Genomic DNA, 20,764 nt, shown 5'->3' with positions numbered 1-20,764 from the left:
ATGCCCCGGGACACAACGGACACCCTGGGAATGGGAGATGTCGTGAGCAACGAAAGCTTGGCCAATCTGCTTCGTGAGGAGCGGCGGTTCGCACCGCCTGCCGATCTGGCCGCGAACGCCAACGTCAAGGCGGAGGCGTACGAGCAGGCCGAGGCGGACCGGCTGGGCTTCTGGGCAGAGCAGGCCCGTCGCCTGACCTGGGCCACGGAGCCGACCGAGACGCTCGACTGGAGCAACCCGCCCTTCGCGAAGTGGTTCGCGGACGGCAAGCTCAACGTCGCGTACAACTGCGTGGACCGCCACGTCGAGGCCGGCAATGGCGACCGGGTCGCCATCCACTTCGAGGGCGAGCCCGGCGACAGTCGCGCCATCACCTACGCACAGCTCAAGGACGAGGTCTCCCGCGCCGCCAACGCCCTCACCGAGCTCGGTGTCGGCAAGGGCGACCGGGTCGCCGTCTACCTGCCGATGATCCCCGAGGCCGCCATCGCGATGCTGGCCTGCGCCCGCATCGGCGCCGCCCACTCGGTGGTCTTCGGCGGATTCTCCGCCGACGCCATCGCCGCCCGCATCCAGGACGCGGACGCCAAGGTCGTCATCACCGCCGACGGCGGCTACCGTCGCGGCAAGCCGTCCGCGCTCAAGCCCGCCGTGGACGACGCCGTCTCCCGTATCGACACCGTCGAGCACGTCCTCGTGGTCCGTCGCACCGGGCAGGACACCGCGTGGACCGAGGGCCGCGACGTCTGGTGGCACGAGATCACCGGCCGGCAGTCCGCCGAGCACACCCCCGAGGCCTTCGAGGCGGAGCAGCCGCTCTTCATCCTCTACACCTCCGGCACGACGGGTAAGCCGAAGGGCATCCTGCACACCTCCGGCGGCTACCTCACGCAGGCGGCGTACACCCACCACGCGGTCTTCGACCTCAAGCCGGAGACCGATGTCTTCTGGTGCACCGCCGACATCGGCTGGGTGACCGGCCACTCGTACATCGTCTACGGCCCGCTGGCCAACGGCGCGACGCAGGTCATGTACGAGGGCACGCCCGACTCCCCGCACCAGGGGCGTTTCTGGGAGATCGTGCAGAAGTACGGCGTCACGATCCTCTACACCGCGCCGACCGCGATCCGTACGTTCATGAAGTGGGGTGACGACATCCCCGCCAAGTTCGACCTGAGCAGTCTCCGAGTCCTCGGTTCGGTCGGTGAGCCGATCAACCCCGAGGCGTGGATGTGGTACCGCAAGCACATCGGCGCCGACAAGTGCCCGATCGTGGACACCTGGTGGCAGACCGAAACCGGCGCGATGATGATCGCGCCGCTGCCGGGCGTGACGGAGACCAAGCCGGGCAGCGCCCAGCGTGCCCTGCCCGGCATCTCGGCCACCGTCGTCGACGACGAGGCCAACGAGGTTCCGAACGGCGGGGGCGGCTACCTCGTCCTCACCGAGCCGTGGCCGTCGATGCTCCGCACCATCTGGGGCGACGACCAGCGCTTCATCGACACCTACTGGTCGCGCTTCGAGGGCAAGTACTTCGCGGGCGACGGCGCCAAGAAGGACGAGGACGGCGACATCTGGCTGCTCGGCCGGGTCGACGACGTGATGCTGGTGTCCGGGCACAACATCTCGACCACCGAGGTCGAGTCGGCGCTCGTGTCGCACCCCTCGGTCGCCGAGGCGGCCGTGGTCGGTGCCGCCGACGAGACGACCGGCCAGTCCATCGTCGCGTTCGTGATCCTGCGCGGTACGGCCGACGCCTCCGACGAACTGGTCGCGGAGCTGCGCAACCACGTCGGTGCCACGCTCGGCCCGATCGCCAAGCCGAAGCGGGTCCTGCCGGTCGCCGAGCTGCCGAAGACCCGCTCCGGCAAGATCATGCGGCGCCTGCTGCGTGACGTCGCCGAGAACCGCAAGGTGGGAGACGTCACCACGCTGAGCGACTCCTCGGTGATGGACCTGATCCAGGCCCAGCTGCCGTCGTCCTCCTCCGAGGACTGACCGCGGCAGACGGAACAGAGCTGTACGTCCCCGAGGGGCATCCGGCAACGCGCCGGGTGCCCCTCGGGCATCTAAGGTGAAGATCACCGGATACAACCCCGCACACCACGGGTACAGTGGCAGTTGCGTCAATAAAGCAATAAGAAATCTCCACAGGGTGTGCCGGGAAGTCTGGTCGGCAAGTGCATCAGCCATGCCATCGCTGCCGTACCGACCCGGAGGTCTCCACACGTGGCCGCGCCCACCCCCGCACCCCCTTCGCCCCGCCGCACCCTGCTCGGACGGCTGTCCCTCCCTGAGCGGAACTATCTCGCGGAGGCACTGCGCACCGAGACCGTCGGCGGCATGATCCTGCTGGTCGCCGCGATAGCCGCCCTGGTGTGGGCGAACACCTTCGGTTCCAGCTACGCGTCCGTCAGTGACTTCCACTTCGGCCCCCAGGCGCTGGGCCTCAACCTCTCCGTGGAGCACTGGGCGGCGGACGGGCTGCTCGCGATCTTCTTCTTCGTCGCGGGCGTCGAGCTCAAGCGGGAACTGGTCGCGGGCGAACTGCGCGACCCGAAGGCAGCCGCCCTCCCGGTCGTCGCCGCACTCTGCGGAATGGCGGTCCCGGCCGTCGTCTACACGCTGGTGAACGTGGTCGGCGGAGGTTCGACGGGCGGCTGGGCCGTCCCCACCGCCACCGATATCGCCTTCGCGCTCGCCGTCCTCGCGGTCATCGGCACCTCGCTGCCGAACGCGCTGCGCGCCTTCCTGCTGACCCTCGCCGTCGTCGACGACCTCTTCGCGATCCTGATCATCGCGGTCTTCTTCACCGAGAAGATCGACTTCCTGGCGCTGACCGGCGCCTTCATCGGCCTGGCCGTCTTCTACCTGCTGCTGCGCAGAAACGTACGCGGCTGGTACATCTACGTACCGCTCGCCCTGGTCATCTGGGGCCTGATGTACAACAGCGGCGTGCACGCGACGATCGCCGGGGTCGCGATGGGCCTGATGCTCCGCTGCACCCGGCGGGACGGCGAGACCCACTCGCCCGGCGAGCACATCGAGCACCTGATCCGCCCGCTCTCGGCCGGTCTCGCCGTACCGCTGTTCGCCCTCTTCTCGGCCGGCGTCTCCCTCTCCGGCGACGCGCTGGCGGATGTCTTCACCCGGCCCGAGACCCTCGGCGTCGTCCTGGGTCTCGTCGTCGGCAAGACCGTGGGCATCTTCGGCGGCACATGGCTGGCCACCCGATTCACCAAGGCGGAGCTGAACAAGGATCTGGCCTGGGCGGACGTCTTCGCGGTCGCCTCGCTCGCCGGCATCGGTTTCACCGTCTCGTTGCTCATCGGCGAGCTGGCCTTCGCCGGCGACGAGGGCATGATCAACGAGATCAAGGCCGCCGTGCTGATCGGCTCTCTGACGGCCGCCGTGTTCTCCGGTGTACTGATCAGACTCCGGGTGCGCAGATACCAGGCGCTGCACGAGGCCGAGGAGCTCGACGAGGACGAGGACGGGGTGCCGGACATCTACGAACAGGGCGACCCGGCGTACCACCTGCGGATGGCCGCGATCCACGAGAGGAAGGCGGCCGAGCACCGTCGCCTTGCCCAACTGGCGGGGGCAGCGAGCAACGAGCCGGACAGTCCGGCATGATCTGACACCAGATGTGTTGAGCAGCAGGACTGGAGAGGGAGTCAGGGATGAGCGACCCCGGCAACAACGCGGGCAGCGCCGACCGCAGTCTCGGGCAGTTGGTCGCCGCGGCGACGGCCGAGATGTCCGCACTGGTGCACGACGAGATCGCCCTGGCCAAGGCAGAGGTGCGGCAGGACGTCAAGCGCGGGGCGATCGGCAGCGTGGCGTTGATCGTCGCGGCCGTGCTGCTCCTGTTCATGATGCCGATGCTGAGCTTCGCGGCCGCCTACGGAATCCACAACCTGGGCCTGGGTCTGGCGTGGTCGTTCCTGATCGTGGCCGGCGGATTCTTCCTCCTGGCCCTCCTGCTCGGGCTGATCGGCTGGCTCAAGTTCAGGAAGGTCAAGCCGCCGGAGAAGTCCATCGCTTCGGCGAAGCAGACGGCAGCCGTGCTGCAGGGCGTCAAGCCGCACCCGCGGCCCGCCATCACGGCGAGGACGAGCCTCCCGACCGCCTCGGGCAGCACGCTGACGGGCAAGGCCATGGAGAAGGCTCCGGTCAAGGACAAGGGCTCCTCTGTGGCACGCTCGTCCACATGACGGTCCCCGATTCCAGCGCATTCGACCCGGTAGGCCCCGTAGGCCCGGAAGGTCAGGCAGCCCCTGCGGACAGGGACGGCCGGACAGGCTCGGGCAGCCGGGCAGGCTCGGGCGGCGCCTCAGACACTGCAAGCTCTGCGGGCTCTGCAAGCTCAACGGCCTCGGTCGGCCCGGCCGCCCCAGCCGCTCCGAGCGGCTCACCCGCCCCGTCCGCCCCAACCGCCTCACCCGCCCCGTCCGGCTCCGGCGGGCCCGTGCGGATCGACGGGCCGTGGACCCACCGGGACGTGGCGGCGAACGGCGCGCGTTTCCACATCGCCGAGCTCGGCGAGGGCCCGCTGGTGCTGCTGCTGCACGGCTTCCCGCAGTTCTGGTGGACCTGGCGCCACCAGCTCACCGCGCTGGCCGACGCCGGTTTCCGGGCCGTCGCGATGGACCTGCGCGGGGTCGGCGGCAGCGACCGTACGCCCCGGGGTTACGACCCCGCCAACCTGGCGCTCGACATCACCGGCGTGATCCGCTCGCTCGGCGAACCGGACGCGGCCCTGGTCGGCCACGACATGGGCGGCTACCTCGCCTGGACCGCCGCGGTGATGCGTCCGAAGCTGGTGCGCCGCCTCGTGGTCTCCTCGATGCCGCATCCGCGCCGCTGGCGCTCCTCAATGCTCTCCGACTTCGCGCAGTCCAGGGCCGGCTCGTACATCTGGGGTTTCCAGCGCCCGTGGGTACCGGAGCGTCAGCTCGTCGCGGACGACGCGGCGTTGGTCGGCCGGCTGATCCACGAATGGGCCGGCCCCCGGACGCCGGACTTCCCCGACGACGCGACGGTGGACGTCTACCGCCGCGCGATGTGCATCCCGTCGACGGCGCACTGCTCGATCGAGCCGTACCGCTGGATGGTGCGTTCCCTCGCCCGTCCTGACGGAATCCAGTTCAACCGGCGGATGAAGCTGCCGGTGCGGGTACCGACGCTGCACCTGCACGGTTCACTCGATCCAGCGATCCGCACCCGGAGTGCGGCGGGCTCCGGCGAGTACGTCGAAGCGCCGTACCGTTGGCGACTTTTCGACGGTCTGGGGCACTTCCCCCACGAGGAGGACCCGGCCGGGTTCTCGGCCGAACTCATCAGCTGGCTCAAGGATTCGGAGCCCGATCGGTAGCCGTAGGGGCACGGTTGTCCGCCGAACGGCCAATTGCCCGGCGCATAGGCCAATTGGCTGACGGATGGGCGGTTACCGACCATGAGGCACGGGCAGACGTCCCGGTATGGGCTGGACGCACGACTTCGGTGACACAGCACGCAACCGCCGCTCGACCGCCACGGCGAGTCCGAGCACTCATGAGGGGGACGGCCCCCAGGGCCGGGTGCACGATATGCGGGTTCTGCATGACCCCCGGCTCGGTATTCCGCGCATTCTGCGCCGTCGGGCCCGCTGGGTCTCGGCGCGGCTGCGCCATCCACGCGGATGACGTCCGCCCCGGTCGGCCGGTGAGAGCTCACCGGCCGGGCGGGACTTCATCACACTTCCAAGGTGCTCAGAGCGCGCACGCCTGGCTGTCGACCTGCTGGTTGGCGGAGCGGCCGCGCTCGACGTCCTGGCGGATCTCGTCGGCCGTCAGCGCGTAACCGGTGTCGGGGTCGTCGAGCGACTTGGCGAACACGACGCCGTACACCTCGCCCGCGGGGGTCAGCAGCGGTCCGCCGGAGTTGCCCTGACGGACCGTCGCGTAGAGCGAGTACACATCGCGGTGGACGGTGCCCCGGCGGTAGATGTCCGGGCCGCCGGCGTCGATACGGCCCCGGACCCGCGCCGCTCGTACGTCGTACGAGCCGTTCTCCGGGAACCCCGCGACGATGGCGCTGTTCCCCGTCCGGGCGTCGTGGTCGGTGTCGGCGAACCGCAGCGGCTTCGCGTCGAGGTCCGGTACGTCGAGCACGGCGATGTCGCGCCGCCAGTCGTACAGGACGACCTTCGCGTCGTACAGCCGCCCCTGGCCGCCGATCTGTACGGTCGGCTCGTCGACCCCGCCGACGACATGGGCGTTGGTCATCACCCGGCGGTCGGAGAAGACGAAGCCGGTGCCTTCGAGGACCTTGCCGCAGCTCGGGGCCGTGCCGACGACCTTGACGATGGACTGCTTGGCTCGGGCCGCGACGGGGCTGCCCACCAGCGCCGGGTCCGGAGCCTTGACCTCGGTGATCGGCTCGTTGGCGAACGGGCTGAAGACCTGCGGGAAGCCGTTCTGCGCGAGGACCGAGGAGAAGTCCGTGAACCAGGTGGAGGCCTGTGTGGGCATCACCCGGGAGATGCCGAGCAGAACCGAGGAGCTGCGGACCTCCTTGCCCAGCGTCGGCAGCGTGGTGCCGGCCAGCGCGGAGCCGATCAGCCAGGCGACCAGCAGCATCGCGACGACGTTGACCAGGGCGCCGCCGGTGGCGTCGAGGGCGCGCGCGGGCGACCAGGTGATGTACCGGCGGAGCTTGTTGCCCAGGTGGGTGGTGAAGGCCTGGCCCACCGAGGCGCAGACGATCACGATGACGACGGCGACGACGGCTGCCGTCGACGAGACCTCGGAGCCGTCCGTCAGCTGGTCCCACAGGACCGGCAGGAGGTAGACGGCGACGAGGCCGCCGCCCAGGAATCCGATCACCGACAGGATGCCGACGACGAACCCCTGTCGATAGCCGATGACCGCGAACCACACGGCGGCGACCAGCAGCAGGATGTCCAGCACGTTCACCGTCTATAGCCTCGCAGATTCGTCACCGGGCCCGTTCCTTCTGCTGGGTCCGGGCGGGGCCGGACAGCGCAGCACGGGAGTCAGCCTGTCATGCGCGCCAGTCGAGCGGCACCTGCTTGGCCCTGTCCCAGGGGCGCTCCCAGCCCGCGAAGTGCAGAATTCGGTCGATCACTCCGGCCGTGAAACCCCAGACCAGGGCGGATTCGACCAGAAATGCCGGGCCCCGGTGGCCACTGGGGTGGACCGTGGTCGCGCGGTTGGCCGGATCCGTGAGATCCGCCACGGGAACGGTGAAGACCCGGGCCGTCTCGCCCGGATCGACGACGCCGACCGGACTGGGCGAGCGCCACCAGCCGAGGACCGGTGTCACGACGAAGCCGCTCACGGGGATGTAGAGCCGGGGCAGCACGCCGAAGAGCTGGACCCCGCGGGGATCGAGGCCGGTCTCTTCCCGGGCCTCCCGCAGAGCGGCCCTGAGCGGCCCTGTCGTCGCCTGGTCGCCGTCCTCCGGGTCCAGGGAGCCGCCGGGGAAGGAGGGCTGCCCGGCGTGGGAACGCAGGCTTCCGGATCTCTCCATGAGGAGCAGTTCGGGGCCGCGCTCCCCCTCGCCGAAGAGTACGAGCACGGCGGACTGCCGCCCTGCGCCGCTCTCCGGCGGGAGGAAGCGGCTGAGCTGGTCGGGCTCGATGGTCCGCGCGGCGCGGGCCACGGGGTCGAGCCAGGCGGGCAGCCCCTCGGTCGTGACGGTGATCGTGCCGTCCTCTCCGGTGCCCGCCGCGGCGGCGGCCGCCGCGACCGCCGCGGCGGGGCTGACCACTGCGGGGCCGACCGCTGCCGGGTCTCCCATGGCAGAGGCGGCAGGCGCGGCGGGTCCTGCAGCTGCGGGGCCGGCCGCTGCCGAGCTTTCCGCTGCGGGCGCGGCTGCCGTTTCCGTGCTCTGTTCGTGCGTCTTCATAGGCACCCCTCGTCTCACAACGCCTTTCATCACGCATTTCGTTCCGGCCGTTGCGGTCACCCGTGCCGTTCCGGCCACATCGGCCGTCCGCCAGCCGATGCCGGGTGTCAGCCTGCCCCGAGGGCCGGCGCGGGCTTGCCGGGATAGTCCGCGGGCGGGCTCAGCCGCTGGCCCGGCTGTCCGCCCATCTCGTACTTCAGCAGCTTCCTGGCCTTCTCCGGATCCGTCTCGCCCTCGCCGTACGCCGGGCAGAGCGGGGCGATGGGGCAGGCGCCGCAGGCGGGCTTACGGGCATGGCAGATGCGGCGGCCGTGGAAGACGACCCGGTGCGAGAGCATCGTCCACTCGCTCTTCGGGAAGATCGTGGCGATCTCGGCCTCCACCTTCTCCGGGTCCTCCTGGTCCGTCCACTTCCAACGGCGGACCAGACGGCCGAAATGGGTGTCGACGGTGATCCCGGGGACCCCGAAGGCATTGCCCAGCACGACGTTGGCGGTCTTCCGGCCGACCCCCGGAAGCGTGACGAGATCGGCGAGCCGGCCCGGTACCTCACCGCCGAAGTTGTCCCTGAGCGCCACGGAGAGGCCTATCAGCGACTTGGTCTTGGCCCGGAAGAAGCCGGTCGGCCGGATCAGCTCCTCCATCTCCTCCGGGACGGCGGCGGCCATGTCCTCGGGGGTGGGGTAGGCGGCGAAGAGCGCGGGAGTGGTCTGGTTGACCCTCAGGTCGGTGGTCTGGGCGGAGAGGACCGTGGCGACCAGGAGCTCGAAGGGATTACGGAAATCCAGCTCGGGATGGGCGTACGGATAGAGCTCGGCGAGCTCGCGGTTGATCTTGCGGGCCCGGCGCACCATCGCCAGCCGCGACTCCGGCTTCGTCGTCGCCGAGGACCTCGCCGAGGACTTCGCTGCGGCCGCCGTGGCCTTCACGGCCGACTGCTTCACCGGCTTCCCCACCGACTCGCCGGTGGGGCGTTTTGTCGCTCTTTCCGGGCGAATGGCACCCTGTTCGCCCACAGCGGAATCACGGCCTCCCGACACCCCATCAGCCCCCTTGGCCTGCGCTCTCACCGGCGATTTGGACACCCGGCCAGCCTAGAGCCACGCACCGACATCTGCCCCGCTCACCGTGCATCCGCCACCAATCCGCCCCCTGCCGCACGATTGGGCACGCCCGTGCGTCAAACTGGTTTGTGATTGATCGCACTGTTTTACCGTCCGGCATGATGGGGACCACGGTTCCCTGAACAGGCCGACAAGGAGAGAACTCGTGGACGACGTTCTGCGGCGCGCCCCGCTTTTCGCGGCGCTCGATGATGAGCAGGCCGCGGAGCTCCGCGCCTCGATGAGTGAGGTGACCCTCGCACGCGGCGACGCGCTCTTCCACGAGGGCGACCCGGGCGACCGCCTCTACGTGGTCACCGAGGGCAAGGTGAAGCTCCACCGCACCTCCCCCGACGGGCGCGAGAACATGCTGGCGGTCCTCGGCCCCGGCGAGCTGATCGGTGAGCTGTCGCTCTTCGACCCGGGCCCCCGCACCGCGACCGCGACCGCGCTGACCGAGGTCAAGCTCCTCGGCCTCGGCCACGGCGACCTCCAGCCCTGGCTGAACGCCCGCCCCGAGGTGGCCACGGCCCTGCTGCGCGCCGTCGCCCGCCGCCTGCGCAAGACCAACGACCAGATGTCCGACCTGGTCTTCTCCGACGTGCCGGGCCGCGTCGCCCGCGCCCTCCTCGACCTGTCGCGCCGCTTCGGCGTCCAGTCGGAGGAAGGCATCCACGTCGTCCACGACCTGACCCAGGAAGAGCTGGCCCAGCTGGTCGGCGCCTCCCGCGAGACGGTCAACAAGGCGCTCGCCGACTTCGCCGGACGTGGCTGGCTGCGCCTCGAGGCGCGCGCCGTCATCCTGCTGGACGTGGAGCGCCTGGCGAAGCGGTCCCGCTAGCCGGACCCCTCCTCCGCACGACGTGGAAGGCCCCGCCGCCCGGTGGGGCCTTCCCGCGTTCCGCCGCAGGTCAGATCAGCCCGTGCTCGCCCAGGTACTCCAGCTGGGCCAGCACCGAGAGTTCCGCGGCGGGCCACAGGGACCGGTCCACGTCCGCGTACACCTGAGCCACCACCTCCGAAGCCGTCCGGTACCCGGCCTCGACCGCCGTCTCCACCTGGGCCAGCCGGTGCGCCCGGTGCGCGAGGTAGAACTCGACCGCGCCCTGCGCGTCGTCCAGCACCGGACCGTGCCCCGGCAGCACCGTGTGCACGCCGTCGTCGACGGTCAACGAGCGCAGCCTCCGCAACGAGTCGAGGTAGTCGCCGAGCCGCCCGTCCGGGTGCGCGACGACCGTGGTGCCGCGCCCGAGGATCGTGTCCCCCGTCAGCACCGCCCGGTCGGCGGGCAGATGGAAGGAGAGCGAGTCCGCGGTGTGCCCCGGGGTCGGCACGACCCGGAGTTCCAGGCCGCCGGTGGTGATCACATCGCCCGCGGTCAGACCCTCGTCGCCCAGCCGCAGCGCCGGGTCCAGGGCACGTACCTTCGTACGGGTCAGCTCGGCGAACCGGGCCGCGCCCTCCGCGTGGTCGGGGTGCCCGTGGGTCAGGAGCGTGAGCGCGATCCGGCGGCCGGCCCGCTCGGCGGTGTCCATGACGGCCCGCAGATGTATGTCGTCCAGCGGGCCCGGGTCGATGACGACCGCGAGATCGGAGCCGGGCTCGGCGACGATCCAGGTGTTGGTGCCGTCCAGCGTCATCGGCGAGGCGTTGGGGGCGAGGACGTTGACGGCGCGGGCCGTGGCGGGGCCGGACAGGACCGTGCCTCGCGGCTGTCCGGGCAGCGCTGCCGCATTGCTCATACGGATTCGCCTCCCGCTCCACCGGGACCCTCGCCGGCGCCGCCACCGGGACTCTCACCGGCGCCGCGACCGGGACCGCCACCGGTCGGCCCGCCCGGGATGCGCTTGGTGAACTCGTCGTGTCCCGGCCAGCTCAGTACCAACTCGCCGCCCTCCAGCCTCGCCTGTGCCAGCACCGGCGTGAGGTCCTGGGAATCCGCCGCCTTCAGGGCCTCGGCGGCCGTCCCGTACGGCCTCAGCGCCCGCAGCGTCGACACGGTCGGCGGCATCATCAGCAGCTCGCCCCGGTCGTATCCGTCGGCCGCCTCGCCGGGCCGGATCCATACCGTCCGGTCGGCCTCCGTGGAGGCGTTGCGGGTGCGCTGGCCCTCGGGGAGCGCGGCGACGAAGAACCAGGTGTCGTAGCGGCGGGGCTCGAACTCGGGCGTGATCCAGCGCGCCCACGCGCCCAGCAGGTCCGAACGCAGCACCAGACCTCGCCGGTCCAGGAACTCGGCGAAGGACAGCTCCCGGGCGACCAGTGCCTCGCGGTCGGCCTCCCAGTCGGCACCGGTGATGTCACTGACCACCGTGTCGGCGCTCGGCCCCGCGAGCAGGACGCCGGCCTCCTCGTACGTCTCCCGGACCGCCGCGCAGACGATGGCCTGGGCCTCGGCCGGAGTCCCGACGCCGAGCCGCTCGGCCCAGCTCTCCAGCGCGGGCCCGGCCCAGCCGACGAGCCGGTCGTCGTCGCGCGGGTCGACCCCGCCACCCGGATAGGCGTACGCCCCGCCGGCAAAAGCCATCGAGGTCCGGCGGCGCAGCATGTGGACGGCGGGACCGCCCTCGGTGTCAGCGGCGGAATCCCGGAGCAGCATCACGGTGGCGGCCCGCTTCGGGGTCGCGGCGCTCAGTTCACCTGCGGCAAGTGCCCGGATCCGGTCGGGCCATTCCGGTGGGTACCACTGACCATTGGACATGGCCGGAGGCTATCCGGAACCGCGCCGATGTTCGAGAGGTGCAGTGATCCGTACACGCCCCGTGCATGCCTGCACACCCGTGCACACAGATGATCCCGCCCGGTAGTCGCGACCGGGCGGGATCAAGAAGGAAACGGGATCAAGAAGGAAATGAAGGGAACGTACGGCTCAGGCCCCGGCCAGCTCGACCTGGACCTCGACCTCGACCGGCGCGTCCAGCGGCAGCACCGCGACGCCCACCGCGCTGCGCGCGTGCACGCCCTTGTCGCCGAGCACCGCGCCCAGCAGCTCGCTGGCGCCGTTGATCACGGCGGGCTGCCCGGTGAAGTCGGACGCCGAGGCGACGAAGCCCACGACCTTCACCACACGCGCGATCCGGTCCAGGTCGCCCGCGACGGACTTCACGGCGGCCAGCGCGTTGAGCGCGCAGGTCTTCGCCAGCTCCTTGGCCTCGTCGGGCGTGACCTCCGCGCCGACCTTGCCGGTGACCGCGAGCTTGCCGTCCACCATCGGCAGCTGGCCCGAGGTGTACACGTACACCCCGGACTGCACGGCCGGCTGGTACGAGGCCAGCGGCGGCACGACGTCCGGCAGCGTCAGCCCGAGCTCGGCGAGCTTCGCCTCGATCGCGCCCGCCACTACGCCTTCTCCCGCTTCAGGTAGGCCACGAGCTGCTCGGGGTTGTTCGGGCCGGGAACGACCTGGACCAGCTCCCAGCCGTCCTCGCCCCAGGTGTCCAGAATCTGCTTGGTCGCGTGCACGAGAAGGGGCACGGTCGCGTATTCCCACTTGGTCATGGGCCCGACTGTAACGCCTGTGTAATCCCTGGCACGCGCAGCCTCGTGCGTAGCCTGCGGTGTGACTGGTTAGGCTCGAATACGTGAGCAGGTTCCAGGTCGTCAGCGGCAAGGGCGGTACCGGTAAGACCACGGTTGCCGCCGCCCTCGCGCTCGCCCTCGCGACCGAGGGCAGGCGCACCCTTCTCGTGGAGGTCGAGGGCAGGCAGGGCATCGCCCAGCTCTTCGAGACGGAGTCCCTTCCGTACGAGGAGCGCAAGATCGCCGTCGCGCCGGGCGGCGGCGAGGTGTACGCCCTCGCGATCGACGCCGAGCGCGCCCTGCTCGACTACCTCCAGATGTTCTACAAGCTGGGCAGCGCGGGCCGGGCGCTCAAGAAGCTCGGCGCGATCGACTTCGCCACCACGATCGCGCCCGGTGTGCGGGACGTGCTGCTGACCGGCAAGGCCTGCGAAGCCGTACGCCGCAAGGACAAGCAGAACCGGTACGTCTACGACTACGTGATCATGGATGCCCCGCCCACCGGGCGCATCACGCGCTTCCTCAACGTGAACGACGAGGTGGCGGGGCTGGCCAGGATCGGCCCGATACACAATCAGGCGCAGGCCGTGATGCGGGTGCTGAAGTCCCCCGAGACCGCGGTTCATCTGGTGACGCTGCTGGAGGAGATGCCGGTCCAGGAGACCGCGGACGGCATCGCCGAGCTGCGCGCCGCCGAACTTCCGGTGGGCCGGGTCATCGTGAACATGGTGCGGCCCCATCTGCTGGACGAGGACACCCTGCGCACCGCCGCGGGCGGCCGCCGCAAGGAGATCGCCAAGGCGCTGACCCGGGCGGGAGTGACCGGCTCCGCAGGGCTCGTGCGCCCGCTGGTCGAGCAGGCGGCCGAGCACGCCCAGCGGGTCGAACTGGAGCGTGAACAGCGCGCCGTGCTCGCCGGACTGGAGCTTCCCGGGTACGAACTCCCGCTGATCGGCGAGGGAATGGACCCGGCCGGTCTCTACGACCTGGCGACCGAGCTGCGCAAGCAGGGCGTGGGCGAAGCGGGGGACGAAGGGGCGGGACAAGGGGCGGGACAAGGGGTGGGTGCATGACACAGCGCACGGACGCGGCCACGACCGCAAGAACGGACACGGCCGCGTCAGTGGGCTCGGCCGCGTCGGTGGACACGGCCGGCTCGACGGACGCGTCGGCGGACGCGGTCGATTCCCCCTACCCCGAACCGGCCCCCGCGCTGGACACCGACGCACTGCTCGACGATCCGGACATCCGGATCGTCGTCTGCTGCGGTTCGGGCGGCGTCGGCAAGACCACCACCGCGGCAGCACTGGGCGTACGGGCGGCCGAGCGCGGCCGCAAGGTCGTCGTCCTCACCATCGACCCGGCCCGCAGACTCGCCCAGTCCATGGGCATCGACTCGCTGGACAACGTCCCGCGCCGGGTGCCGGGCATCGACGGCGAGGGCGCCGGGGAACTGCACGCCATGATGCTCGACATGAAGCGGACCTTCGACGAGATCGTCGAGGCGCACGCGGACGCCGAGCGGGCTCGCGCGATCCTGGAGAACCCCTTCTACCAGTCCCTGTCGGCCGGTTTCGCGGGCACGCAGGAGTACATGGCGATGGAGAAACTCGGGCAGCTGCGCGCACGCGACGAGTGGGACCTGATCATCGTCGACACCCCTCCGTCGCGCTCCGCGCTGGACTTCCTGGACGCGCCGAAGCGGCTCGGTTCCTTCCTGGACGGAAAGTTCATCAAGCTGCTGATGGCCCCGGCGAAGATGGGCGGCCGGGCCGGGATGAAGTTCCTGAACGTCGGCATGTCGATGATGACCGGAACGCTCGGCAAACTGCTCGGCGGTCAGTTCCTGCGCGATGTACAGACCTTCGTCGCGGCGATGGACACCATGTTCGGCGGATTCCGCACCCGGGCCGACGCCACGTACAAGCTGCTGCAGGCACCCGGCACGGCGTTCCTCGTCGTCGCGACGCCGGAGCGGGACGCGCTGCGCGAGGCGGCGTACTTCGTGGAACGGCTGGCCGCGGAGGACATGCCGCTGGCCGGCCTGGTGCTCAACCGGGTCCATGGCAGCGATGCCGCCCGGCTCTCCGCCGAGCACGCCCTGGTCGCCGCAGAAAATCTTGACGGGGTCGGCATTGTGGATCAGACGGCCGGGAAGGCTGGACTTCGTGACCGGACCGACCGGTCGGCCACCTCTCCCGAGGCCGTTCCCCCGCCCGACAACTCCGAGTACGAGTGCGAGGACACCGAAGACCGCGAGCCGACGCCGGGACACGTTCCCGATCCACCCGCTCCCGATACGTCCGGGACCGCTTCCGTCGAGGAGCTGACCGCAGGTCTGTTGCGGCTGCATGCCGAACGGATGCAGGTGGTCGCGCGCGAGCAGCACACACGTGACCGCTTCACCGCACTGCACCCCGAGGTCGCCGTGACCGAAGTGGCCGCGCTGCCCGGTGATGTACACGATCTCGAAGGGCTCAGGGCCGTCGGAGACCGGCTCGCGACCGGTTCCGCCCCGGCCGGAGCTGCGTGAACAACCCGCCGGTCCTATCCCACTGCGGCGTACCTCTCGTGCAGTTCGTCGTCGTCCAGTCCGATCGCGACGGGCAGGATGCCCGTCGACTGCTCGTACTCGCTGCGTGCGGTCTCCAGCAGCCGGCGCCAGGACGTGACGGTCGGTCGCCTGCGCAGCAGTGCGCGGCGCTCCCGTTCGGTCATTCCGCCCCACACGCCGAACTCGACGCGATTGTCCAGCGCATCGGCCAGGCACTCGGTCCGCACCGGGCATCCGGTGCACACCGCCTTGGCCCTGTTCTGCGCTGCCCCTTGTACGAACAGTTCATCCGGATCGGTAGTGCGGCAGGCTGCCTGCGCACTCCAGTCGGTTACCCAGCCCATCACGGCGCCGTCCTCTCCCGAATCGAGGCTCCCCCACGGCGACAGCGGCATATTCACCGCTGCCAGTTGAGGACGTTACGGAAGGTGGCGACAGCACAACACCCCCTTCGGGCCCAATCTTGAATGGCCCGAACGGACTATGCGTATGCGGCAGATCACCCAGGGGAGTGAGGCGAGGGCATACGCGACCATCCCGCCAGAATCGGGACAGATCACCTGGATCACAACGGACGTTCAATGACCAACGAGGCGAATTCGGGAGCGCCTGCGGTCGTGGCCGGGACTTGCACGGGGGTTGATGCGGAACCGGACTGCTGTGACAGTTGAGAGCAGCTTAGGCCAAGGCATATACGTGTGTCCGGCGAATGAGAACGTAGGCTGCCCCCATGCCAAAGAAGCGCTCGGGCGGGGGTCTCTCGACGACCCAGCAGGCCGCCAAGTTCCTCGGTGTCGCCGCGCTCTCCGGAGTCGTGCTCGCGGGCATCGCGCTGCCGGCCGCCGGAGCACTGGGCCTCGCCACCAAGGGAACGGTCGAGGGGTTCGACGAGATCCCGGCCAATCTGAAGACTCCGCCGCTGAGCCAGCGCACCACGATCCTGGACAGCAAGGGCGGGCTGATCGCCTCGGTGTACTCGCGCGACCGCACGGTGGTCCCGCTGAAGAACATCTCGCCGTACATGCAGAAGGCGATCGTCGCGATCGAGGACGCCCGGTTCTACGAGCACGGGGCCATCGACCTCAAGGGCATCCTGCGCGCTCTGAACCGCAATGTGCAGACGGGCGGGACCACCGAGGGCGCGTCGACCCTGACCCAGCAGTACGTGAAGAACGTCTTCGTCGAGGAGGCGGGCGACGACCCGGACAAGGTCGCGCAGGCCACCCAGCAGACGATGGGCCGCAAGGTCCAGGAGCTGAAGTACGCGATCCAGGTCGAGGAAGAGCTCGGCAAGAAGAAGATCCTGGAGAACTACCTCAACATCACCTTCTTCGGGCAGCAGGCCTACGGCATCGAGGCCGCCTCCCAGCGCTACTTCTCCAAGTCGGCCAAGGACCTGACGCTGGAGGAGTCCGCGCTGCTGGCCGGCGTCGTGCAGTCGCCGAGCCGCTACGACCCGGTCAACGACACGGCCGAGGCCACCAAGCGCCGCAACATGGTGCTCCAGCGCATGGCGGACGTCGGGGACATCTCGAAGGCCCAGGCCGAGAAGGCGAAGGCGACCCCGATCAAGCTGAAGGTCAAGAAGCCGCAGAACGGCTGCATCACGGCCGTCAGCGGCGCCGGCTTCTTCTGCGACTACGTACGCCATGTCTTCCTCACCGACCCGGTCTTCGGCAAGACCAAGGAGGACCGGGCCAAGATCTGGAACCGGGGCGGCCTGACGATACGGACAACGCTCGACCCGCAGTCCCAGCAGTCGGTGCAGGCCTCGATCAAGAGCCACGTCTACAAGACGGACAAGGTCGCGACGGCCGTGACGCTGGTCCAGCCGGGCACCGGCAAGATCATGGGCATGGGCCAGTCCAAGCCGTACGGCTTCGGGACCAACGAGACCCAGTACAACTACTCGGTCAACAAGTCCATGGGCGGCTCCAACTACGGCTTCCCGACCGGTTCGACGTTCAAGCCCTTCCTCGCCGCCGCGGCCATACAGGGCGGCAAGCCGGCCACGCAGGTCTATCCGTCCCCGTACGAGATGGACTACCCGGACACGGTGCGCTCCTGCGGGAAGCCGTGGGTCAACGACGGGGTGCCGAAGTATCACCTGGAGAACGAGAGCGAGACCGAGAAGGGCCCGTACGCGCTGCGGGAGGCGATGGAGAAGTCGGTCAACACCTACTTCGTCCAGATGCTCCAGGACATCGGCATGTGCCCGGTCTCGCAGATGACCGACAAGCTCGGCGTGGTGCAGGGCGACGGCTCCAAGCTCCCGCAGAACCCGTCGACCCTGACCCTCGGCTCCAACGGCCTGTCGCCGCTGACGATGGCGAGCGCGTACGCCGCCTTCGCCAACCGCGGTACGTACTGCACGCCGATCGCCATGGAGTCGGTCAGCACGGCCGACGGCACCTCGCTGCCCGTGCCCAAGACTTCCTGCTCGCAGGCGATGTCCCCGACCACGGCCGACACCATCAACACCCTGCTGCGCGGAGTGGTCGACTCCGGTACCGGCCAGGAGGCGGGGCTCCAGAACCGCGACAACGCGGGCAAGACCGGTACGACCGACGCCCGCAAGAACGCCTGGTTCGTCGGGTACACGCCGAACATGTCCGGTGCCGTCTGGGTCGGCAGCCCGTCCCAGAGCGTCGAGATGGAGCGCATCACGATCGGTGGCGTGTACCAGGACAAGGTGTACGGCGGACAGGTCCCCGGACCGATCTGGCGTGACGCGATGACGGGCGCCCTCAACGGGGTGGCCGCTCCCCCCTTCAACACCGTCGACATCCCGGACCCGCCTATGCACGACGAGCGGGACAGGGGCAGGGGCCGTGACCGCGGGGACGAAGGACGGCCCGGCGCCGGGGGCAAGAAGCCCGGCGGCAAGAACCCGTTCCCCGGCATCACTGTCCCGCCGAACCTGATCGGCGGGAACAACGGCGGCGGCCACCGCGGTCAGACCGGCGGCACGCAGGGCCCCTGAGCGGCAAGGGCCCCCGAGCCACACGGCTCATACGCGTGAAGGCGGGTGCCCCGGATCGATCCGATCCGGGGCACCCGCCTTCGCGTGTTCCTGCGCTTCCTGCGCCGCTCAGCCCGCGAGGAGCCTCTTCACCGAGGCGGCCACCCGGCCGCCGTCCGCGCGCCCGGCCACCTTCGGGTTCACGATCTTCATGACGGCACCCATCGCGCGCGGCCCCTCGGCCCCGGCGGCCCTGGCCTCCTCGACGGCGGACGCCACGATCGCGCCCAGCTCGTCGTCGCTCAGCTGCTTCGGCAGGTACGCGTCGAGGATCTCGCCCTCCGCCTTCTCACGCTCGGCCTGCTCGGTCCGGCCGCCCTGGGCGAAGGCTTCGGCCGCCTCGCGGCGCTTCTTCGCCTCCTTGGCGATCACCTTCTGCACCTCGTCGTCGGAGAGCTCGCGGGCCGTCTTGCCGCTGACCTCCTCCTTCGTGATGGCGGTGAGTGTCAGCCGGAGCGTGGACGAGGTCAGCTCGTCGCGCGCCTTCATGGCCGTGGTGAGGTCTTCCTTGAGCTTGGACTTGAGCGTGGTCATGTGCTGATTGTGGCAGGTACGGGGCGAGCGGCGCCCGCCGGTTTTCTTCCCGCCGCACGGTTTCTGCGACGATGGGCGCATGCGCGCACGCTACGGAGTACCCCTGAAAGTCACGGCAGTCGGCGCGGCGGTCGGCGCAGCCGGCATCGCCTACGCCGCCGGATTCGAGGCCCGCTCGTTCCGCCTGCGACGGCTCACCATCCCCGTACTCCCGCACGGGGCACGCCCGTTGCGCGTGCTCCAGGTCTCCGACATCCACATGGTGAGCGGCCAGCGCAAGAAGCGGGCCTGGCTCCAGTCGCTGGCCGGCCTGCGCCCGGACTTCGTCGTGAACACCGGCGACAACCTCTCCGACCCCGAGGCCGTGCCCGAGCTGCTCGACGCCCTCGGCCCGCTGATGGAGTTCCCGGGGGTGTACGTCTTCGGCTCCAACGACTACTACGGTCCCAAGCTCCGCAACCCCGCCCGCTACCTCATCGAAAAGGCCCGGGGCAAGCACGGCCTCAACGGGAACGCGCCCGCGGTCGGCGTCGTCCACAACCCCTGGGAGCCGATGCGCGACGCCTTCGACGAGGCGGGCTGGCTGGGCCTGTCCAACACCCGCGGCCGCCTCAAGATCGACGGCCTGGAGCTCGCCTTCACCGGCCTGGACGACCCGCACATCAAGCGCGACCGCTACGCGGAGGTGTCCGGCGGACCCGAGACGGGCGCCGACCTCTCCATCGGTGTGGTCCACGCCCCCTACCTGCGCTCCCTGGACGCCTTCACCCAGGACGGCTACCCCCTGATCCTGGCCGGTCACACCCACGGCGGCCAGCTCTGCATCCCCTTCTACGGGGCCCTGGTCACCAACTGCGACCTGGACACGGACCGGGTCAAGGGCCTCTCCACCCACACCGTCGACGACCGCCGCGCCTACCTCCACGTCTCGGCCGGCTGCGGCACCAACCGCTACACCCCGGTCCGCTTCGCCTGCCCGCCGGAGGCGACCCTGCTGACCCTGACACCCCGGGACTGAGGCCCCTGCCCCGGGGCCCGGCCCTTCCCCGGCCGACGCATCAGAAACCGGATTTCGTCTGCGGGCGCGGGTGGGCTAAAGTAATCGATGTCGCCAGGACATCGGCGGCGATCGGGGTGTAGCGCAGCTTGGCAGCGCGCTTCGTTCGGGACGAAGAGGTCGTGGGTTCAAATCCCGCCACCCCGACAGCTGAAACACCAGGTCAGGCCCGGTACTGAGAAATCAGTACCGGGCCTGACCTGCGTTCTGGAGTCATTTCGGAGGCCATCCGGGAGCCATCGGGGAGCCGGTTTCGGCAGGCGGCTCCCCGGAGGCGCGGGAGCTGATGATGTGCTCGGCCGTCACCGCTGTGCCACGCCCTCGGCCAGTGTCGGCGTCCCCCTGCGCAGGGTCGCCGCCGTATGGCGAAGGGTCGCGGCCGGGCGGGGTAGCTCCATGGCGTCGGCCGGGCCGCTGAGCGAGATGGCCGCCAGTGGTGAGCGGTCGCCCGCGCCGATGACCGGGGTCGCCACGCAGCCGATGGTCGACGCGTGGAGGCGACTCCCGACGAACCGGCGGGACGGGATACCGACCGGCGCCCCACCTGGAGGAGGTACACCACCTTGTCCTCGTCCAGGACGGCCGGCTGCGGGCGACGACCGCACGGCCCCGGCGGCCGGGAAGCGGGACCTGGTGGCCAAGCTGCACGAGGCGGAGATCCCGTTCCCGACGGCCGGGAGCCGGCCCGTGCCTATCTGGACGCCACCGTCGGCGAGCGCGTACCCGCCGCCCGCAAGGAGGCGTACCTCGACCAGGCACCCCGCATGGTGAAGGAGTTCCACGACCGCACCGACGTCCGCTTCGTCTACACGGACGGCTACAGCGACTACTGCCCCGAACGCCCCGGCGGCTTCGCCTGCGCGAGGACGGCTCCCCGATCGCGGGCCTGTACGCGGCGGGGAACGTGGCCGCGGCCGTGATGGGGGAGACGTACCCGGGCCCCGGTGCCACGATCGGCCCCGCGATGGCCTTCGGCTGGATCGCGGTGGAGCATCCGGCGGCCTCGGGTCCGACGGACTGACGGCCTGACAGCCCGTCGGACCGAACCCCCGGTCACCGGC

Annotated in this window: 22 protein-coding genes and 1 tRNA gene; 13 read left to right on the top strand and 10 right to left on the bottom strand. The window is 70.1% G+C overall.

What is annotated here, in order from left to right:
* The 5 genes from acs to OG842_RS21505 all read left to right on the top strand — a co-directional run bounded on the left by acs (nucleotide 1) and on the right by OG842_RS21505 (nucleotide 5,687).
* Entirely contained in the window at nucleotides 1–1,998 is a 1,998-nt protein-coding gene (gene acs, locus OG842_RS21525; RefSeq protein ID WP_266731782.1) for an acetate--CoA ligase, read from the top strand.
* A gap of 231 nt (nucleotides 1,999–2,229) precedes the next feature.
* Entirely contained in the window at nucleotides 2,230–3,636 is a 1,407-nt protein-coding gene (nhaA, locus tag OG842_RS21520; protein ID WP_266731780.1) for a Na+/H+ antiporter NhaA, read from the top strand.
* A gap of 47 nt (nucleotides 3,637–3,683) precedes the next feature.
* Nucleotides 3,684–4,217 carry a phage holin family protein gene (locus tag OG842_RS21515; protein ID WP_266731779.1) on the top strand — a complete coding sequence of 178 codons (534 nt, stop codon included), beginning with the start codon at nucleotides 3,684–3,686 and terminating at the stop codon, nucleotides 4,215–4,217.
* A complete protein-coding gene (locus OG842_RS21510; RefSeq protein ID WP_266731777.1) occupies nucleotides 4,214–5,377 on the top strand; it encodes an alpha/beta fold hydrolase in 1,164 nt (387 codons plus the stop codon). The genes OG842_RS21515 and OG842_RS21510 overlap by 4 nt, the downstream gene beginning before the upstream one ends.
* A 106-nt stretch (nucleotides 5,378–5,483) precedes the next feature.
* Nucleotides 5,484–5,687, top strand: a complete 204-nt coding sequence (locus OG842_RS21505) for a hypothetical protein (protein WP_266731775.1) — start codon at nucleotides 5,484–5,486, stop codon at nucleotides 5,685–5,687.
* Nucleotides 5,688–5,753: 66 nt separating this feature from the next.
* Here the strand turns inward: OG842_RS21505 and OG842_RS21500 are convergent, their stop codons facing one another.
* The 3 genes from OG842_RS21500 to nth form a co-directional block, all read right to left on the bottom strand.
* Nucleotides 5,754–6,959, bottom strand: a complete 1,206-nt coding sequence (locus OG842_RS21500; protein ID WP_266731773.1) for a MarP family serine protease — start codon at nucleotides 6,957–6,959, stop codon at nucleotides 5,754–5,756.
* 88 nt (nucleotides 6,960–7,047) lie between these two features.
* Entirely contained in the window at nucleotides 7,048–7,806 is a 759-nt protein-coding gene (locus OG842_RS21495) for an NUDIX hydrolase (protein WP_266731771.1), read from the bottom strand.
* Nucleotides 7,807–8,021: 215 nt separating this feature from the next.
* Nucleotides 8,022–8,843, bottom strand: a complete 822-nt coding sequence (gene nth / locus OG842_RS21490) for an endonuclease III (protein WP_266733732.1) — start codon at nucleotides 8,841–8,843, stop codon at nucleotides 8,022–8,024.
* Nucleotides 8,844–9,183: 340 nt separating this feature from the next.
* On the opposite strand from nth, the gene OG842_RS21485 reads away from it, so the two are divergent.
* Nucleotides 9,184–9,858, top strand: coding sequence for a Crp/Fnr family transcriptional regulator (locus OG842_RS21485; protein ID WP_014046869.1), 675 nt, complete (start codon nucleotides 9,184–9,186; stop codon nucleotides 9,856–9,858).
* A 70-nt stretch (nucleotides 9,859–9,928) separates the two neighbouring features.
* On the opposite strand, the gene OG842_RS21480 is transcribed toward OG842_RS21485, so the two are convergent.
* The 4 genes from OG842_RS21480 to OG842_RS21465 all read right to left on the bottom strand — a co-directional run bounded on the left by OG842_RS21480 (nucleotide 9,929) and on the right by OG842_RS21465 (nucleotide 12,515).
* Complete coding sequence (locus OG842_RS21480) at nucleotides 9,929–10,759, bottom strand: MBL fold metallo-hydrolase (protein ID WP_266731769.1); 831 nt, start codon at nucleotides 10,757–10,759, stop codon at nucleotides 9,929–9,931.
* Entirely contained in the window at nucleotides 10,756–11,718 is a 963-nt protein-coding gene (locus OG842_RS21475; RefSeq protein WP_266731767.1) for an NUDIX hydrolase, read from the bottom strand. The genes OG842_RS21480 and OG842_RS21475 overlap by 4 nt, the downstream gene beginning before the upstream one ends.
* 168 nt (nucleotides 11,719–11,886) lie before the next feature.
* On the bottom strand, nucleotides 11,887–12,357 hold the full coding sequence (locus OG842_RS21470) for a RidA family protein (RefSeq protein ID WP_266731766.1): 471 nt from the start codon (nucleotides 12,355–12,357) through the stop codon (nucleotides 11,887–11,889).
* Nucleotides 12,357–12,515 (bottom strand): DUF4177 domain-containing protein, encoded by a 159-nt coding sequence (locus tag OG842_RS21465; RefSeq protein ID WP_003967454.1) that lies wholly within the window; start codon nucleotides 12,513–12,515, stop codon nucleotides 12,357–12,359. The genes OG842_RS21470 and OG842_RS21465 overlap by 1 nt, the downstream gene beginning before the upstream one ends.
* A gap of 83 nt (nucleotides 12,516–12,598) precedes the next feature.
* On the opposite strand from OG842_RS21465, the gene OG842_RS21460 reads away from it, so the two are divergent.
* Nucleotides 12,599–13,609, top strand: a complete 1,011-nt coding sequence (locus tag OG842_RS21460) for an ArsA family ATPase (protein ID WP_266731764.1) — start codon at nucleotides 12,599–12,601, stop codon at nucleotides 13,607–13,609.
* On the top strand, nucleotides 13,606–15,069 hold the full coding sequence (locus OG842_RS21455; protein ID WP_266731762.1) for an ArsA family ATPase: 1,464 nt from the start codon (nucleotides 13,606–13,608) through the stop codon (nucleotides 15,067–15,069). The genes OG842_RS21460 and OG842_RS21455 overlap by 4 nt, the downstream gene beginning before the upstream one ends.
* A 14-nt stretch (nucleotides 15,070–15,083) precedes the next feature.
* Here OG842_RS21455 and OG842_RS21450 read toward each other — a convergent pair whose 3' ends face one another.
* Nucleotides 15,084–15,434, bottom strand: coding sequence for a WhiB family transcriptional regulator (locus tag OG842_RS21450; protein ID WP_176740522.1), 351 nt, complete (start codon nucleotides 15,432–15,434; stop codon nucleotides 15,084–15,086).
* Nucleotides 15,435–15,820: 386 nt separating this feature from the next.
* Between OG842_RS21450 and OG842_RS21445 the strand changes: the two genes are divergently transcribed.
* Entirely contained in the window at nucleotides 15,821–18,073 is a 2,253-nt protein-coding gene (locus OG842_RS21445; RefSeq protein WP_266731760.1) for a transglycosylase domain-containing protein, read from the top strand.
* 108 nt (nucleotides 18,074–18,181) lie between these two features.
* Here OG842_RS21445 and OG842_RS21440 read toward each other — a convergent pair whose 3' ends face one another.
* Nucleotides 18,182–18,646 (bottom strand): GatB/YqeY domain-containing protein, encoded by a 465-nt coding sequence (locus OG842_RS21440; RefSeq protein WP_266731758.1) that lies wholly within the window; start codon nucleotides 18,644–18,646, stop codon nucleotides 18,182–18,184.
* Between the two features lie 79 nt (nucleotides 18,647–18,725).
* On the opposite strand from OG842_RS21440, the gene OG842_RS21435 reads away from it, so the two are divergent.
* Complete coding sequence (locus OG842_RS21435) at nucleotides 18,726–19,664, top strand: metallophosphoesterase (RefSeq protein WP_266731756.1); 939 nt, start codon at nucleotides 18,726–18,728, stop codon at nucleotides 19,662–19,664.
* A 112-nt stretch (nucleotides 19,665–19,776) separates the two neighbouring features.
* Nucleotides 19,777–19,850 (top strand) — tRNA-Pro (locus tag OG842_RS21430).
* 155 nt (nucleotides 19,851–20,005) lie between these two features.
* Here OG842_RS21430 and OG842_RS21425 read toward each other — a convergent pair.
* Nucleotides 20,006–20,176: a hypothetical protein gene (locus tag OG842_RS21425; protein ID WP_266731755.1), complete on the bottom strand. Its 171-nt coding sequence runs from the start codon at nucleotides 20,174–20,176 to the stop codon at nucleotides 20,006–20,008.
* A 90-nt stretch (nucleotides 20,177–20,266) separates the two neighbouring features.
* Here OG842_RS21425 and OG842_RS21420 point away from each other — a divergent pair, with 90 nt between their 5' ends.
* Nucleotides 20,267–20,623, top strand: coding sequence for a hypothetical protein (locus tag OG842_RS21420; protein ID WP_266731753.1), 357 nt, complete (start codon nucleotides 20,267–20,269; stop codon nucleotides 20,621–20,623).
* Nucleotides 20,533–20,724, top strand: coding sequence for an FAD-binding protein (locus OG842_RS21415; RefSeq protein WP_443064067.1), 192 nt, complete (start codon nucleotides 20,533–20,535; stop codon nucleotides 20,722–20,724). Before OG842_RS21420 ends, OG842_RS21415 begins: the two co-directional genes overlap by 91 nt.
* Nucleotides 20,725–20,764: the final 40 nt, after the last annotated feature.

It is taken from the genome of Streptomyces sp. NBC_00376 (assembly GCF_036077095.1).
Lineage (GTDB): Bacteria > Actinomycetota > Actinomycetes > Streptomycetales > Streptomycetaceae > Streptomyces.
This window is presented reverse-complemented; position numbering and strand designations above follow the sequence as displayed.